Raw genomic sequence first — 14,530 nt, 5'->3', positions numbered from 1 at the left:
CTTCGTGCGGCGGCGCCCGGTGCCTCGCTCAGGCCATCGGCGCCAGATCCGCCCGCCCGAACAGCAAGGCGTACCCCGGAGGCAGCTGGGCCAGGACTCGGGTGGTCAGGGGTTCGCCGACGTGGTCGGACAGGACGCTGAGGACCGAGCTGACGTCCCAGCGGGCCGTCGCGGGGGTCGAGCCCTCGATGCGGGTGGCCACCGACTCCACGAACTCGCGGGCCGTCAGCGGGTGGGTCGCGGGGATCTGGGAAGCGATGACGCGGCCTGCCTCCCGGGGGAGGGCCTGGGCCAGGGCCACGCGTTCGTCGCCGGTGACGTGGCCGCCGAGGGCCGACAGGACGATGCGGGTGACGCGTTCCGCCTCCGCCCTCGTCGGGTACTGACCCGCGTCACGCACCGCCTCGGTCAGCTCCAGCCAGGCGGCGTCCTCCGCCTTGTCCTTGACGCGCGGGCGCGGGGACGGGGTGGGGATCGTGGTTCTGGGCTGCGGGGTGGTCGTGGGCTGCGGGGTCGTCACGGTCATCGTGCTGGCTCCTCCTCCGGGACGCTTCGGGGCACCGGAAGCCCGGTACCCCGTAATGCAGCGGACATGGGCGGGAGTTCAGGCCAATGTGCCGGAATGGGCTGCATGGGCCGCATGGGCTCCATGGCTTGATGGCGGCCTGCATGGGCGGCATGGCCTGCATGGGCGGCATGGGCGGCAGTGACTGACGGGGCTGCGTGCGCCGCAGGGGCGTGGCGTGCGCTCCCGCGTGCCCCGCCTGCCGTGCGTGGTCTGCGTGGCGTGCGGGTCCTTGCGTCGCATGCGGATCGTGCGCGTCATACGGGTGACGCGCCCCGAGCGGCATGCGGGGCACGCGGTCATGCGCCACGAGCGGCATGCGGGGCACGCGGGTCCTGCGTCAGGAGCGGTGTCCGTGCCATGCCCGTCACACGGCCTGTGCGGCGGGCTCAGCCGCTGATCTCCTTGCGGTCGCCGCCCCCGCCGGTGATCTGGATGCGGCGCGGCTTGGCCTGCTCGGCCACCGGGATGCGCAGGGTCAGGACGCCGGCGTCGTACGAGGCGTCGATGCGGTCCGTGTCGAGCGTCTCGCCGAGGAACAGCTGGCGGGTGAACGTACCCGTCGGCCGTTCGGCGACCAGCATCTCCGCGTCCTCGGGAGCGGGGCTGCGCCGCTCCGCCCGGACGTTGAGGACGTTGCGCTCGACGTCGAGTTCGATCGTCTCCGGGTCGATGCCGGGAAGGTCGAAGTGGACCAGGAACTCGTCCCCGGAACGGTAGGCGTCCATCGGCATCGCCGACGGGCGGGTGGTCGCGCCGAACAACTGCTGCGTGAGCCGGTCGAGATCCCGGAACGGGTCCGTACGCATGAGCATCACAGGTCACTCCTTCCATCAGGGGCCGGGATGCGATGCCCTACGACTTCTTATATAACTCTCCGCCGAAAACTTGACAAGCCTCGACTCAGGTTGATGGGCCCGCCCACCTGCGCGTCAGCCTCGGGCCGGCGATAGCCTCGGGCCAGACCAACGGCAGTGAAACGGACACGAGGAGGCCACCATGGCCAAAGTTCCCAGCGCGGTCGTCGCCGCCACCGGGCTCGTCGGCGGTTACGGCGTCGCCCGCTGGACCAGGAAGCGACAGCTCGGCGGGGCCGTCCTGGCCGTCGCCGGCGCCGCGGCGGCCCAGCAGTGGCGCACCCGTGCCGGCGGGAAGGCCGCGGGCGCGCTGACCGCCGCCTACGTCGCCGCGTTCGCCGGCTCCCACCCGCTGGCCAAGAAGGTCGGCGCCTGGCCGTCCGTCCTCGGCGTCGCCGGCGCCGTCGCCCTCGCCTCCTGGGCCGTCGCCGACCGCAAGACCGCCTGAGCCCCCTCTTTTCAGGACACCCCCGCCCGGAACGCCCTCCGGTACGCCTGCGGGCTCGTCCCCACCACCCTCCGGAACCGTTCCCGGAACGCCGTCGGTGAGCCGAAGCCCGTCTGGGCGGCGATGCGCTCCACCGGGTACACCGTGGTCTCCAGCAGGTACTGGGCCCGCCGTACCCGCGCCCGGTGCAGCCACTGCAGAGGTGTCGTACCGGTCTGCTCCCGGAAGCGGCGGTTGAGGGTCCGGGTGCTCATGCCGGCCTTCGCCGCGATCTCGGCCAGCGCCAGATCCCGGTCGCAGTGGTCCTCCAGCCAGGCCAGCAGGGGCTCCAGGGTGGTGCCGGCCGGCGCCGGGGGCAGGTCGTGGACGATGAACTGGGCCTGGCCGCCCTCCCGTTCCAGCGGCATCACGGACATCCGGGCCGCGTGCGCGGCGACCGCCGAGCCGAAGTCCTTGCGGATCATGTGCAGGCACATGTCCAGGGCGGCGGCGGCGCCCGCGGACGTCAGGAACTGGCCGTTGTCGACGTACAGGACGTTCGGGTCGACCGTCACCGCCGGATGGCGCCGGGCCAGGTCCGGGGCCGCGCACCAGTGGGTCGTCGCGCGCAGCCCGTCCAGCAGGCCCGTCGCCGCGAAGAGGAACGCGCCGACGCAGACCGACGCGATCCGGGTGCCGCGGGCCGCCGCCGCGCGCAGGGCCTCGGCGACCCCGGGCGGCAGCGTCTCCGGCGGCCGTGCCACCCCCGGCAGGATGATCGTGTCGGCCTCCGCCAGCGTCTCCAGGCCGTACGGCGCCCGGACCGTGAAGGCGCCCGCGTTCACCTCCTCCCGCACCGAGCACACGCGCACCCGGTACGGCTCCCGGCCGCCGGGCAGCCGTGCCCAGCCGAAGGTGTCGATGGGTGCGGAGAGATCGAACGGGACGACGCCGTCCAGCGCCAGTACGGCCACCGTGTGCATGGCAGGAAGGTAGCCGTCCGACGGAGTCTCGCCAAGCGCGGGTCGGCAGCGGGGAGCAGCTGGGGAGCCGACAGTTCGCCGCTCCGTCCGCTCGCGAGAAGACCGGCGAGAATCCGTCGAGCCCTGGCAATCGCGCCACTTCTGCACGATCCCGGCCCGCTCTAGCGTCCCCCCGTGACCAAGTTCCTCCTCGCCGTCCACGTCATCGCCGCGATCCTCGCCATCGGCCCCGTCGCCGTCGCCGCCAGCATGTTCCCGCCCGCCGCCCGCCGCACCCTGGCCACCGGCCCGGACGACACCCACGGCCGCGCCGAGAGCCCGAGCGGCCCCGACCCCGCCGCCACCCTCCACCTGCTGCACCGGATCTGCCGCGTCTACGCCGTGGTCGGCGTCGTCGTCCCCGTCTTCGGGTTCGCCACCGCGAGCCGGATGGGCGTGCTCGGCAGCGCCTGGCTGATCGTGTCCATCGCCCTCACGACCGTCGCCGCCCTCGTCCTCGTCGCTCTGGTGCTGCCCGCCCAGTCCGCGCTCCTCGAAGGAAGAGCGGGGGCTGAGCGGGCCGCGCGGCTCGGCATGGTCACCGGGCTGTTCAACCTGCTGTGGGCCGCCGTGACCGTCCTGATGATCGTCCGGCCGGGCTCCACGACCGGCGCCTGACGGTCACGGCCTGCTCGCCGCCGGCGGAGCCGAGGGACCACTGCCCCGCGAACCCGGCGTACCCCGGGACGGCCGCGCGCCCTGGGCCGCCGCCCGCGCCCGGCCGGCCACCGCCGTCAGCGGGCGGGCGATGTCCTCCAGGGAACGGCGCTCGGCCCGTACCGCCAGGAACGCCGCGACCAGCCCGGCCGCACACATCAGCGCCGCGCCGATGCAGAAGGCGAGGACGGTGTCCCCGACCCGGCCCGTGCTCGTGAGGTCGGCGAACAGCAGCGGGCCGCTGATACCGCCGGCCGCGGTACCGAGGGCGTAGAAGAACGCGATGGACATCGCCCGCGTCTCCATCGGGAAGATCTCCGACACCGTGAGGTACGCACTGGAGGCACCCGCCGAGGCGAAGAACAGCACCGCGCACCAGCAGGCGGTCAGCGTGCCCGCGCCCAGCGCTCCCCGGTCGAACAGCCAGGCCGTGCCGAACAGCAGCAGACCCGACAGCAGGTACGTCGAGGAGATCATCACGCGGCGGCCGACCGTGTCGAACAGCTTGCCCAGCAGCAGCGGACCGCAGAAGTTGCCGACCGCGATCACCGCGAAGTAGTAGCCGGTGTGACCGGAGGGCACGTCGAAGAACTTGGTCAGGATCGCGCCGAACCCGAAAGTGATCGCGTTGTACAGGAACGCCTGGCCGATGAAGAGGGAGAAGCCGAGCACCGCCCGCCTGCGGTAGCGGCCGAAGACCGTGCGGGCGATCTCCAGGAAGGTCACGCTCTTGCGCTGGTGGATCTCCAGCTCGCCCTCCGGCGCCGGGAGCGACTCGCCCCGCTCCTCCTCCACCCGGCGCTCGATGCCGGAGACGATCTCCTCCGCCTCCCGGTCCCGGCCGTGGATCAGCAGCCACCGCGGACTCTCCGGGACGTGCCGTCGTACGAGCAGGATGACCAGGGCGAGCACCGCACCGAGCGCGAACGTCAGGCGCCAGCCGACGTCCTTCGCCAGCAGACCGGTGTCCAGCGCGACGATCGACAGCAGCGAGCCGCCCACCGCGCCCAGCCAGAAGCTGCCGTTGATGATCAGGTCGACCCGGCCGCGGTAGTCCGCCGGGATCAGCTCGTCGATCGCGGAGTTGATGGCCGCGTACTCACCGCCGATGCCGAAGCCCGTCAGGAAGCGGAAGAGGAAGAACCACCACGCCTCCCAGGAGACGGCGGTGAGCGCCGTCGCCGCGAGGTACACCGCCAGGGTGATCATGAACAGGTTCTTGCGGCCGAAGCGGTCGGTCAGCCGCCCCCAGAACAGGGCACCCACGCAGGCACCCGCCACATACAGCGCCGCGGCGACACCGGTGACCTGACCGGAGCTGATCGCCAGCCCGCTGCCGGGCTCCGACAGGCGGCTGGCGATGTTGCCGACGACCGTGACCTCCAGGCCGTCCAGGATCCACACGGTGCCCAGGCCGATGACGATCGTCCAGTGCCAACGGGACCAGGGCAGGCGGTCGAGTCTGGCGGGGATGTCGGTGGTGATGTTCCGGCCGGTCCCGGCCTCGGCTGTGCTCATGCGCGCTCCCTCCGCGTCGAAGGACGGGATACCGGGTGCCCTGGCCCGCGCGGAACAGTCCGGTCAGGCCCCCAGCCAGCGCGACACCGTGTAGATCAGCAACCCGGCCAGGGACCCCACCACCGTGCCGTTGATGCGGATGAACTGCAGGTCCCGGCCGATGTGCGCCTCGATCTTCCGGGTGGTGTGCTCGGCGTCCCAGCCCGCCACCGTGTCCGTGATCAGCGACGTGATCTCCTTGCGGTACGTCGTCACCACGTGCACCGCCGCACCCTCCACCCAGCTGTCGACCTTGTCCTGCACCTTCGGCTCGGTCGCCATCCGCGCGCCCAGCGACAGCAGCGCGGCCCGCACCCGCGTCCGCAGCTCACTGCGCTCGTCCTCCGCCGCCGCCACGATCATCGACCGCACCGCCGTCCACACGGACGCGATCAGGTCCTGCACCTCACCCCGGCCCAGCACCTCCCCCTTGAGCCGCTCCACCCGCGCCCGGGTGTCCGTGTCCGACTGGAGGTCGGAGGCGAAGTCGGTGAGGAAACGGTCCAGCGCGCCGCGCGCCGGGTGCGACGGCATGTCCCGCATCTCCGTCACGAACCGCAGCAGCTCCTTGTAGACCCGCTCACCGACCTTCCGGTCCACGAACCGCGGCGTCCAGCCGGGCGCCCCGCCCTCCACCGCCACCATCACATCGTCCCGGTGCAGCACCAGCCAGTCGTGCGCGCGAGCCACCACCAGGTCCACCGCCCGACGGTGCCCGCCGTCGGCGACGATCCTCTCCAGCGTCTTGCCGATGCCCGGCGCGATCTCCTGCGCGTTGGCCCGCCGGGTGATCGCCTCACCGACCACCGCCTGCACATCCGAGTCCCGCAGCACCGTCAGCGCACCCCGCAGCGCCGTCGCCAGCTCCGCCGTCACCCGCTCCGCGTGCTCCGGCTCGGCCAGCCACGCCCCGAGCCGGCTGCCGATGCCGACCGAGCGCAACCGCTGCCGCACGACGTCCTCGGAGAGGAAGTTCTCACCGACGAACTCACCCAGCGAGACGCCCAGCTGGTCCTTCTTCGTGGGAATGATCGCGGTGTGCGGGATGGGCAGCCCCAGCGGGTGCCGGAACAGGGCCGTGACCGCGAACCAGTCCGCCAGCGCACCGACCATGCCCGCCTCGGCCGCCGCCGCCACATAGTCCGTCCACACCCCGGCGCCCGCGTTCCCGGCCGTCTTCGCCAGCACGTAGACCACCGCGACGAACAGCAGCATGCCCGTCGCCGTGGCCTTCATCCGGCGCACCCCGCGCCGGCGCTCCTCGTCGGCCGGGGTGAACGCCGTCATCGTCTTGTACGACGCGACCCGCCCCGGTGTTCCCGTCTGCGTAGGTTCCATCAGCTCCACCCGTTCGGTGATCCCGCACACAATTGTCCCTTCCTGACCGACTCCCGGAACGGAACAGGAGTTCCCGGCGTCTGTCTGGAGGGGAGCAGTGGCAGGGTCCTGTCACATCTCCCCGGGCCCATGACGCATCATGGGTGAGCAAGATCGGAGCCCCCGGCTCCCATCTGTCGAGGAGAACAACACAAGCGTGACCAAGCGTCATGGTTATGCCGTCCTGAGCGCGCTCGTCGCGCTGGTCGCGGCCCTGTCCGCCGCCATATACGCCACCGTCGCCGCCGACGGCGGCACCCCGCGCGGCACCCTCAGCGACAACCGCCCACACCGCGACTCCCACGCCGACCCCGCCTCCACCGGCACCTGGGTCGGCGCCTGGGCCACCGCCCCCGTCGGCGGCGAACCCGGCACCGAGACGGCCGGCCTCGCGGGCCGCTCCGTCCGCAACGTCGTCCACACCAGCGCCGGTGGTACGAGTGCCCGCGTCACGCTGTCCAACCTCTACGGCCAGTCCGCCCTCACCATCAGCCACGCCTCCCTCGCCCTGTCCCTCGGCGACGGCAGCCCGGCAGCCGACGCCGAAACGATGCGGCGCCTCACCTTCGGCGGCACCCCCGGCGTGGTCATACCCGCCGGCGGACAGGCCGTCAGCGACGCCGTACACCTCACCGTCCCGCACGACACCGACGTCCTGATCACCACCTACTCCCCCACCCCCTCCGGACCCGTCACCTACCACCCGCGCGCCCGCCAGATCTCCTACACCGCCACCGGCGACCGCACCGAGGACACGACCGGCACCCCCTACACCGGGCAGACGCCGTACTGGCGGTACGCGACGGCCCTCGACGTGCTCAGCAACGAGGCCACCGGCACCGTCGTCGCCTTCGGCGACTCCCTCACCGACGGCGTCACCTCCACCACCGGCGCCAACCACCGCTGGCCCGACATCCTCTCCGGCCGGCTGCGCAGCGCCCTGCAGAACGGACGGCAACTGCCGCGCTACAGCGTCGTCAACGAGGGCATCAGCGGCAACCAGGTCCTCACCGACGGCCTCGGCCGGCCCGCCGAGAACCAGAGCGGCCTCGGCCGCTTCGGCCGCGACGTCCTCTCCCGCCCCAACGTCAAGGCCGTCGTGATCGACCTCGGCGTCAACGACATCCTCCGCAACCGCCGCCTCGCCGACCCCGACCGCGTCGTCACCGGCCTGCGCACCCTCGTCCGCCAGGCCCACGCCCGCGGCCTCAAGGTCGTCGGCGCCACCCTCATGCCCTTCCAGGGCCACCGCGGATACACCCCCGCCCGGGAAGCCGTACGGCAGCAGATCAACGCGCGGATCCGGGCCGGCGAGGTCTACGACGCCGTCGTCGACTTCGACAAGGCCCTCCGGGACCCCTACGACCCGCGCCGACTGCGCCCCGAGTACGACTCCGGCGACCACCTGCACCCCAGCGACCTGGGCTACCGCACCATGGCCGAGGTCCTCGACCTGTCCACACTGAAGGGCGCGGGCCAGACGGAGCTGTGACCGGGCGGCGAGGAATACTGGCGGACATGACCCGCTTGATCCTCGCCACCCGCAACGCCGGAAAGATCACCGAGCTGAGGACGATCCTCGCCGAAGCCGGCCTCCCCCACGAACTCGTCGGCGCGGACGCCTTCCCCGAGGTCCCCGACGTCAAGGAGACCGGCGTCACCTTCGCCGAGAACGCCCTGCTCAAGGCACACGCCCTCGCCCAGGCCACCGGCCTGCCCGCCGTCGCCGACGACTCCGGCCTGTGCGTCGACGTCCTCGGCGGCGCCCCCGGCATCTTCTCCGCCCGCTGGGCCGGCCGCCACGGCGACGACAAGGCCAACCTCGACCTGCTGCTGGCCCAGCTCTCGGACATCGACGAACAGCACCGCGGCGCCCACTTCGCCTGCGCGGCGGCCCTCGCCCTGCCCGACGGCACGGAGCGGGTGGTGGAGGGACAGCTGCGCGGCACCCTGCGGCACGCCCCCGCCGGCACGAACGGCTTCGGCTACGACCCGATCCTCCAGCCGGAGGGCGAGACGCGGACGTGCGCGGAGCTGAGCCCCGCGGAGAAGAACGCGATCAGCCACCGGGGCAAGGCGTTCCGGGCGCTGGTGCCGGTGGTGCGGGAGCTGTTGGGCTGAGATCACAGTAAGGGCCCCGCACCTTCGGAGCGAAGGTGCGGGGCCGCTTCTCCTGTGGGCCCGGTGGGACTCGAACCCACGACACACCGGACCTAAACCGGCGCCCTCTTGGCCAGCTGGGGTACGGGCCCCTCAGCAGTGCACACTCTACTGGGCGCTCCGCGCCCCACGCCGACCGCCTCTGCACCAGGTGCTTGTGATCGCATGGCAGTTGGGGCACAGCAACCGCAGGTTCTCCCGTCGGTTGTCGTGCCGGTCTCCGTTGATGTGGTCGATCTCCAGTGTCATCGGTTTGCCGCGCCACTCAGGGCCGACCCCGCACCCGGCGCACTGTTCGGGAACGCCCACTTCACGGAGCGCACGCCGGAGGCGTTCGGTCGCGGTACGGTGCTCGCCTCGGTGCCGCACCAGGACGGCTTCCGGCCGCTTGGCATTCGTGCCCCGCTTCCCTCGCTGATGTGCCTGGCCGAGAAAGTGGGCGGTCTGAAGGCCGTCCTCGGCGATCCACTTGCGAAGAAGCGCGCGCTGGGCACTGTTGTCCGGACGACCGATGCGGCGAAGCACCTCCGCGATGGACGCTGACTCATGGACCACCGCCCGCAGGTCGTCCGGCGCCGGTCGCGCTTGCCTGCCGGTGGGTGAGAAGTGCGAGATGTCGATGCCGAAGTGGGCGAACCGCTCCACGAGGTAGGCGCCTAGCCGGCCGTACGGCCGGGTACCGAAGAAGGCGATGACCTCGTCGAGGTCCGAGCACTGCGCGGCTGCCTGGGCCAATCGCTCGCGGCTGTACCGCCCGCCGCCGCTCATACGGCACCCGCCCGCGAACGGCCCTTCCCGCGCCCTCGGTAGGTGTCGGTCGTCGAATGACAGTTGGGGCAGAGAAACCGCAGGTTGCCGACGCGGTTGTTCCGCCAGTTGCCGTCAATGTGATCGACCTCGAGCGGGAGCGGTTTGCCACGCCAGACCGGCTCGACACCGCACAGGGCGCAGCACTCCCGCACGCCCAGCTCCTTCATGGCCGTCTTGAGTCGCTGACTCGGAATACGAGGAGCATGTGCCGACCTGTCCTCGACGAGGATCTCCTCGGGGGTCCGACGGCGCTGGTTGAACCTCATCCGCTCGGTTCGGACCACGGGCGTGAAGTGCGAGGTGTCGATGCCGTAGGCCTTGATCCGTCGGGCGATGTTGGCCTGGTGGCCGCCGACGGAGTCGAGCCCGAGCCGACGCACGACCTCGTTGATGCTCGCGGACGCTGCGACGACCGGCTCAAGGATCTCACGCGTCCACTTCACCCCCTCCGGCTCGAAGTGCGACGTGTCGACCCCGAGCTTCTTCATCCGCCGCCTGATGTAGTCCCGACTCGAACTCCTCGGATCCACCCCCAGCCTCTCCAACGCCTCGGACAACGTCCTCGCTCCGCGAGCCGCCTCTTCCAGCCGCTCTCGCGTGTACGCGCAGGCCCCCATCGAGCCCCCTCCGCTCCGGGCGTGCGTTCGTCGCCCGTACGGGATAACGAACCGTTTATCGGACAGTCACGCCCGGAATCACGGAAAACGGCCCGCGCCGGAGGGCTCCCGGGGCGGGCCGTGCGTACAGCGGGCGGGGTCAGATGCCCAGGTCCTTGATGATCTTTGCCACGTGGCCGGTGGCGCGGACGTTGTAGAGGGCCCGTTCGACCTTGCCCTCCTCGTCCACGACGATCGTGGAGCGGATGACACCCATGTACGTCTTGCCGTAGTTCTTCTTCTCGCCGTAGGCGCCGTAGGCCTCGGTGACCTTCTTGTCCGGGTCGGCGAGGAGGGTGACCTTCAGGGACTCCTTCTCGCGGAACTTCGCCAGCTTCTCCGGGCTGTCGGGGGAGATGCCGATGACGTCGTAGCCGGCGCCGGCCAGCAGCTCCAGGTTGTCCGTGAAGTCGCAGGCCTGCTTGGTGCAGCCGGGGGTCAGGGCGGCCGGGTAGAAGTAGACGATGACCTTGCGGCCCTTGTGGTCCGAGAGGGACACCTCGGTGCCGTCGGCGTCGGGGAGGGTGAAGGCGGGGGCCACGTCCCCCGGCTGGAGTCGCTCGCTCATCGGGCCAGCCTAACCGGGGGGCCTTGCGGTGCGGCGCGGCCCAGAGCTGACAAACTGTTCGGAACAGCATCAGCAGACTTCGGAGGCCGTACGGTGGCGGACACGTCGGACACCAGAACCCCGGCGCAGATCGAGGCGGACATCAAGCGCCGCCGTGAAGTGCTGGCCGAGACGCTCGACGAGATCGGGGTGCGGGTGCATCCGAAGACCATCGTCGGCGATGCGAAGGCCAAGGTCGTCGCCAACGTCGACCACACGGTCGGACGGGCGTATGTGCAGGTCAACCGTGTCGTGAGCGAGGTGCGGGCGCAGTTTGTGAACGATCAGGGGGCGCCGCGCCTGGAGCGGGTGGTGCCCGTCGCGCTCGTCGTCGTGGGGGTCGTGGGGCTGCTCGCCCTCGGGGCCCGGCGGCGCAGGGACTGACCAGGACAGGTAGGTTCGAGCCGTGAGCGCCAACAGAAACGAGCACAGCACTCCGCACCACGACAAGCTGCCCATCCGGATGCTGCACGACCGGGTTCTCGTGCGGCAGGAGACCGGTGAGGGCGAGCGGCGGTCGGGGGGCGGCATTCTGATTCCCGCCACCGCGGCGGTCGGCCGGCGGCTGGCCTGGGCGGAGGTCGTCGCCGTCGGACAGAACGTGCGGACGGTGGAGCCCGGCGACCGTGTCCTGTTCGACCCGGAGGACCGGGCGGAGGTCGAGGTGCGGGGGGTGGCGTACGTCCTCATGCGTGAGCGTGACCTGCACGCCGTCGCCGCGGACCGGTTCGAGGGGTCGGAGGACTCCACGGGGCTGTATCTGTAGGAACAGTGGGCGAAGAGGGCCGGTGACCATGGTCACCGGCCCTCTTTGCCGTGTTTTTGCTATGTTCGGAAGGAGCCCGACGAGACGCGCCGTACCGGGTCGAAGGCAAGGACGACGCGCCCGGAATGACCCGAACAAGAGTCGCCGTGTCTCGGAGGTGCTGTCATGGCCTGGGTTCTGCTCGTGGTGGCCGGTCTGCTGGAAGTGGGCTGGTCGATCGGGATGAAGTACAGCGAGGGGTTCACCCGGCCCGTCCCGAGCCTGTTCACCGGCGCGGGCATCGTCGTGAGCATGGTCCTGCTGTCGTACGCCGCGAAGTCCCTGCCCATCGGTACGGCCTACGGCGTGTGGGTGGGCATCGGCGCGGCCGGTGCGGCGGTGCTCGGCATGGTGGTGCTGGGTGAGCCGGTCACCGCCGCCCGGATCTTCTTCGTGTGCCTGCTGCTGGTCGCCGTGGTGGGGCTGAAGGCGACCAGCGGTCACTGAGGCGCCCGGGGCGTCGGGCGCGGGGTCGGGTGGCGTCAGGTTCCGGGGAAGCCTCCGGTGCCGCCGTCGGCTCCTGTGGTGCCGCCGCCCGGTGTGCCGCCGCCGCCCGTGGTTCCGCCGCCGGTCGTCGTGCCCCCGTCGGTCGTGCCGCCGCCGTCCGTGGTTCCGCCGCCGGTGGTCGTGCCTCCGCCGGTCGTGTCGGCGCCGCCGGTGGTCGTGCCTCCGCCGGTGGTGGCGGTGGTGCCGCCGTCGGTCGGGGTGCCGCCCGTGGTGGCGCCGCCGTTCGTGGGGGTGCCGCCCGTGGTGCCGCCGTCGGCCGGGGTGGAGGTCGCGCCGCCGTCCGTCGGGGTGGCGGTGGTGCCGCCGTCGTTGCCGCCGCCGTCGGTGCCGGGCTGGGCGCTGCTGGTGGCGGGGGGTTCCTGGATGCGGTCGGCGCCCTGCTGGAGCTCCAGGTCGAACTTGCTCGCCGGCTTGCCCTGGAGCGCGTCGCGCGTGTACTGCGCCCAGATCTGGGTGGGCGGGCCGCCGCCGTTCATGCGCGGCTGGCCGAGGGCCCCGTACAGCGGCTGGTGCTTGGCCGTCACCGGGTCCTGGCCCATGACGGAGACCACCGTGGCCAGGTCCGGGGTGTACCCGGCGAACCAGGCGGCGGTGTCGCTCTCGGCGGTACCGGTCTTGCCGGCCGCGGGACGGCCCGCGGCCTGCGCGGCCGTGGCGGTGCCGCTCGCGACGACGCTCTGCAGGACGGAGGTCGTGGTGTCGGCGGCTTCGCGGCTGACGGCCTGCTTGGCCGGCTGCTCGGGCAGCCTGACCTCGTTGGTGCCGTCCTTGGTGATCTTCTCGACGAGGGTGTAGGTGCCGTGCTTGCCGTGGTTGGCGAGGGTGGCGTAGGCCTCCGCCATGTCCAGGACGCTGGCGGTGGCGGTGCCGAGGGCGATGGACGGGTACGGCTGGAGGTCCGGGGTGTCGGACGGGATGCCGAGGTCGACCGCGGTCTGCTTGACCTTGTCGGGGCCGACGTCCACGGCCATCTGCGCGTACACCGAGTTCACCGACAGGTCGGTGGCCTTGCGGACGGTGATGGGGCCGTACGACTTCTGGTCCTCGTTCTCGGGGGCGTAGGCGCCGCCGCTCCAGCCCTGGACCGGGCGCTGGTTGGTGCCGTCGTAGACCGTGTTCGGGGTGATGGTGCGGCCGTCCTGGGTGGTGGAACCGTTCTCCACGGCGGAGGTGAACACGAACGGCTTGAACGTGGAGCCGACCTGGAAGTCACCGCGGGTGGCGCCGTTGGTGTACTGCTTCACGTAGTCGATGCCGCCGTACATGGCGACGACCTTGCCGGTCTTGGGGTCGACGGAGGCGCCGCCGGCCCGGACGTAGGTGTCCGCCTTGCGGTTCTTCTTGTCCAGCTTGGACATCAGCTGGTCGTTCACCGCCTTGACGAAGGCGTCCTGCCGGTCCTTCTGGATGGTGGTGGTGATGCGGTAGCCGCCGGCCGTGAGGTGGTCGGTGTCGATGATGTTGTGGGAGGTGAGGTACTGCTTGACCGCTTCCACGAGGTAGCCGCGCTGGCCGGACATGCCGGTGGAGATGGTCTGTTCCTTCGGCATCGGGAACGTCATGCCGGCGCGCTTGGACTCGCTGAGCCAGCCCTTGGTGACCATGCCGTCCAGGACGTAGTTCCAGCGGGCGACGGCCGCCTTCCGGTTCTCCGGGTGGGCGACGACGTCGTACTCGCTGGGCGCGTTGACGAGCGCGGCGAGGTAGGCGGCGCGGGCCGGGTCGAGGTCGGCGGCGTCGCGGCCGTAGTAGGCCTGGGCGGCGGCCTGGATGCCGTAGGCGTTGCGGCCGAAGTAGCTGGTGTTGAGGTAGCCCTCCAGGATCTCGTCCTTGGACTTGTTCTGGTCGAGCTTGATCGCGATGAAGAACTCCTTGGCCTTGCGGGTGACCGTCTGTTCCTGGGCCAGGTAGTAGTTCTTCACGTACTGCTGGGTGATCGTCGAGCCGGACTGCTTGCCCTTGCCGGTCGCGGTGTTCCAGGCGGCGCGGAGCATCGCCTTGGGGTCGACGGCGGACTCGGTGTAGAAGTCCCGGTCCTCGGCGGCCAGTACGGCGTGCTGGGCGTCCTTGGAGACCTGGGCGAGGGTGACGTTCTCGCGGTTGACCTCGCCGTCGCGGGCGAGCTGGGAGCCGTCGGCGTACAGGTAGACGTTGCTCTGCTTGGTCGCGAACGCGTTGGCCGGGGGGATCTTCACGAGGGAGTACCCGACGAAGAACAGCCCGACGAGCAGCAGCACGCCGACGAAGAAGGTGCCGAGCAGCATCCGCCAGGTCGGCACGAGCCGTCGCCAGCCGGTCCGCTTGGGCCGCTTGCCCTTCTTGCCCTTGCCCTTGCCTTCGGCGGTCTGGCCGTCGGTGGCGGGAAGGGCGGTGGTGAGGGCTTCGGACGGCGTCCGGGAAGCGGGCCCGGTGCCGGCGGCGGAGGCGGCCGAGGCGAGACCCCCGCCGAAGTCGAGGCAATAGAACTGCACGTCCTGCGGAGTGTGGGTGAGGGCGAGCGACATCATCAGGGTCCGCAGCAGC

General features: G+C 71.3%; 16 protein-coding genes, 1 tRNA gene and 1 riboswitch. Of the genes, 7 read left to right on the top strand and 10 right to left on the bottom strand.

Annotated features, from left to right (window positions below; translation table 11 throughout):
- Positions 1-28: 28 nt before the first annotated feature.
- Entirely contained in the window at positions 29-526 is a 498-nt protein-coding gene (locus ABZV94_RS22575; protein WP_356342883.1) for a DUF2267 domain-containing protein, read from the bottom strand.
- 428 nt (positions 527-954) lie between these two features.
- Complete coding sequence (locus ABZV94_RS22570; RefSeq protein ID WP_356342881.1) at positions 955-1,380, bottom strand: Hsp20/alpha crystallin family protein; 426 nt, start codon at positions 1,378-1,380, stop codon at positions 955-957.
- A gap of 184 nt (positions 1,381-1,564) precedes the next feature.
- Between ABZV94_RS22570 and ABZV94_RS22565 the strand changes: the two genes are divergently transcribed.
- Positions 1,565-1,870 (top strand): hypothetical protein, encoded by a 306-nt coding sequence (locus ABZV94_RS22565; protein ID WP_356342879.1) that lies wholly within the window; start codon positions 1,565-1,567, stop codon positions 1,868-1,870.
- Between the two features lie 11 nt (positions 1,871-1,881).
- Here ABZV94_RS22565 and ABZV94_RS22560 read toward each other — a convergent pair whose 3' ends face one another.
- The gene (locus ABZV94_RS22560) at positions 1,882-2,832 is read right to left on the bottom strand and encodes a helix-turn-helix domain-containing protein (protein WP_356342877.1); all 951 of its coding nucleotides are present in this window, start codon (positions 2,830-2,832) and stop codon (positions 1,882-1,884) included.
- 174 nt (positions 2,833-3,006) lie between these two features.
- On the opposite strand from ABZV94_RS22560, the gene ABZV94_RS22555 reads away from it, so the two are divergent.
- Positions 3,007-3,489 carry a hypothetical protein gene (locus ABZV94_RS22555; RefSeq protein WP_356342874.1) on the top strand — a complete coding sequence of 161 codons (483 nt, stop codon included), beginning with the start codon at positions 3,007-3,009 and terminating at the stop codon, positions 3,487-3,489.
- A 3-nt stretch (positions 3,490-3,492) separates the two neighbouring features.
- Here the strand turns inward: ABZV94_RS22555 and ABZV94_RS22550 are convergent, their stop codons facing one another.
- Positions 3,493-5,046 (bottom strand): MFS transporter, encoded by a 1,554-nt coding sequence (locus ABZV94_RS22550; protein ID WP_356342872.1) that lies wholly within the window; start codon positions 5,044-5,046, stop codon positions 3,493-3,495.
- A 63-nt stretch (positions 5,047-5,109) separates the two neighbouring features.
- Positions 5,110-6,423 carry a DUF445 domain-containing protein gene (locus ABZV94_RS22545; protein ID WP_356342869.1) on the bottom strand — a complete coding sequence of 438 codons (1,314 nt, stop codon included), beginning with the start codon at positions 6,421-6,423 and terminating at the stop codon, positions 5,110-5,112.
- 196 nt (positions 6,424-6,619) lie between these two features.
- Between ABZV94_RS22545 and ABZV94_RS22540 the strand changes: the two genes are divergently transcribed.
- The gene (locus ABZV94_RS22540) at positions 6,620-7,954 is read left to right on the top strand and encodes an SGNH/GDSL hydrolase family protein (RefSeq protein WP_356342867.1); all 1,335 of its coding nucleotides are present in this window, start codon (positions 6,620-6,622) and stop codon (positions 7,952-7,954) included.
- 26 nt (positions 7,955-7,980) lie between these two features.
- On the top strand, positions 7,981-8,583 hold the full coding sequence (gene rdgB, locus ABZV94_RS22535) for an RdgB/HAM1 family non-canonical purine NTP pyrophosphatase (RefSeq protein WP_356342865.1): 603 nt from the start codon (positions 7,981-7,983) through the stop codon (positions 8,581-8,583).
- Positions 8,584-8,638: 55 nt separating this feature from the next.
- On the opposite strand, the gene ABZV94_RS22530 is transcribed toward rdgB, so the two are convergent.
- The 4 genes from ABZV94_RS22530 to bcp all read right to left on the bottom strand — a co-directional run bounded on the left by ABZV94_RS22530 (position 8,639) and on the right by bcp (position 10,656).
- A tRNA-Leu gene (locus ABZV94_RS22530) sits at positions 8,639-8,714 on the bottom strand.
- A 16-nt stretch (positions 8,715-8,730) separates the two neighbouring features.
- Positions 8,731-8,871 carry an HNH endonuclease gene (locus ABZV94_RS22525; RefSeq protein WP_356342918.1) on the bottom strand — a complete coding sequence of 47 codons (141 nt, stop codon included), beginning with the start codon at positions 8,869-8,871 and terminating at the stop codon, positions 8,731-8,733.
- A gap of 515 nt (positions 8,872-9,386) precedes the next feature.
- Positions 9,387-10,049, bottom strand: coding sequence for an HNH endonuclease (locus ABZV94_RS22520; RefSeq protein ID WP_356342862.1), 663 nt, complete (start codon positions 10,047-10,049; stop codon positions 9,387-9,389).
- Between the two features lie 139 nt (positions 10,050-10,188).
- Entirely contained in the window at positions 10,189-10,656 is a 468-nt protein-coding gene (gene bcp / locus ABZV94_RS22515; protein ID WP_356342860.1) for a thioredoxin-dependent thiol peroxidase, read from the bottom strand.
- Positions 10,657-10,749: 93 nt separating this feature from the next.
- On the opposite strand from bcp, the gene ABZV94_RS22510 reads away from it, so the two are divergent.
- The 3 genes from ABZV94_RS22510 (at position 10,750) to ABZV94_RS22500 (ending at position 11,947) form a co-directional block, all read left to right on the top strand.
- Positions 10,750-11,079 (top strand): DUF3618 domain-containing protein, encoded by a 330-nt coding sequence (locus ABZV94_RS22510; RefSeq protein ID WP_356342858.1) that lies wholly within the window; start codon positions 10,750-10,752, stop codon positions 11,077-11,079.
- A gap of 22 nt (positions 11,080-11,101) precedes the next feature.
- Positions 11,102-11,461: a co-chaperone GroES gene (locus ABZV94_RS22505; RefSeq protein WP_014672972.1), complete on the top strand. Its 360-nt coding sequence runs from the start codon at positions 11,102-11,104 to the stop codon at positions 11,459-11,461.
- A gap of 50 nt (positions 11,462-11,511) precedes the next feature.
- Positions 11,512-11,582: riboswitch (guanidine-III (ykkC-III) riboswitch) on the top strand.
- Positions 11,583-11,626: 44 nt separating this feature from the next.
- On the top strand, positions 11,627-11,947 hold the full coding sequence (locus ABZV94_RS22500) for a multidrug efflux SMR transporter (RefSeq protein WP_356342856.1): 321 nt from the start codon (positions 11,627-11,629) through the stop codon (positions 11,945-11,947).
- A 35-nt stretch (positions 11,948-11,982) separates the two neighbouring features.
- Here the strand turns inward: ABZV94_RS22500 and ABZV94_RS22495 are convergent.
- Positions 11,983-14,530 (bottom strand): transglycosylase domain-containing protein (locus ABZV94_RS22495; RefSeq protein ID WP_356342854.1); only part of this gene is annotated, 2,548 nt, incomplete at its 5' end.

The organism is Streptomyces sp. NPDC004658, from assembly GCF_040609555.1.
Taxonomy (GTDB): Bacteria; Actinomycetota; Actinomycetes; order Streptomycetales; family Streptomycetaceae; genus Streptomyces.
The sequence above is the reverse complement of the archived record's forward strand: the minus strand, read 5'-3'. Positions and strand labels throughout refer to the sequence as shown.

Excerpts from the sequence above, each read along its gene's own strand:
- ABZV94_RS22575 (WP_356342883.1), bottom strand. The coding sequence starts at position 526 with ATGACCGTGACGACCCCGCAGCCCACGACCACCCCGCAGCCCAGAACC.
- ABZV94_RS22570 (WP_356342881.1), bottom strand. The coding sequence starts at position 1,380 with ATGCTCATGCGTACGGACCCGTTCCGGGATCTCGACCGGCTCACGCAG.
- ABZV94_RS22565 (WP_356342879.1), top strand. The coding sequence starts at position 1,565 with ATGGCCAAAGTTCCCAGCGCGGTCGTCGCCGCCACCGGGCTCGTCGGC.
- ABZV94_RS22560 (WP_356342877.1), bottom strand. The coding sequence starts at position 2,832 with ATGCACACGGTGGCCGTACTGGCGCTGGACGGCGTCGTCCCGTTCGAT.
- ABZV94_RS22550 (WP_356342872.1), bottom strand. The coding sequence starts at position 5,046 with ATGAGCACAGCCGAGGCCGGGACCGGCCGGAACATCACCACCGACATC.
- ABZV94_RS22545 (WP_356342869.1), bottom strand. The coding sequence starts at position 6,423 with ATGGAACCTACGCAGACGGGAACACCGGGGCGGGTCGCGTCGTACAAG.
- rdgB (WP_356342865.1), top strand. The coding sequence starts at position 7,981 with ATGACCCGCTTGATCCTCGCCACCCGCAACGCCGGAAAGATCACCGAG.
- ABZV94_RS22525 (WP_356342918.1), bottom strand. The coding sequence starts at position 8,871 with ATGACACTGGAGATCGACCACATCAACGGAGACCGGCACGACAACCGA.
- ABZV94_RS22520 (WP_356342862.1), bottom strand. The coding sequence starts at position 10,049 with ATGGGGGCCTGCGCGTACACGCGAGAGCGGCTGGAAGAGGCGGCTCGC.
- bcp (WP_356342860.1), bottom strand. The coding sequence starts at position 10,656 with ATGAGCGAGCGACTCCAGCCGGGGGACGTGGCCCCCGCCTTCACCCTC.
- ABZV94_RS22500 (WP_356342856.1), top strand. The coding sequence starts at position 11,627 with ATGGCCTGGGTTCTGCTCGTGGTGGCCGGTCTGCTGGAAGTGGGCTGG.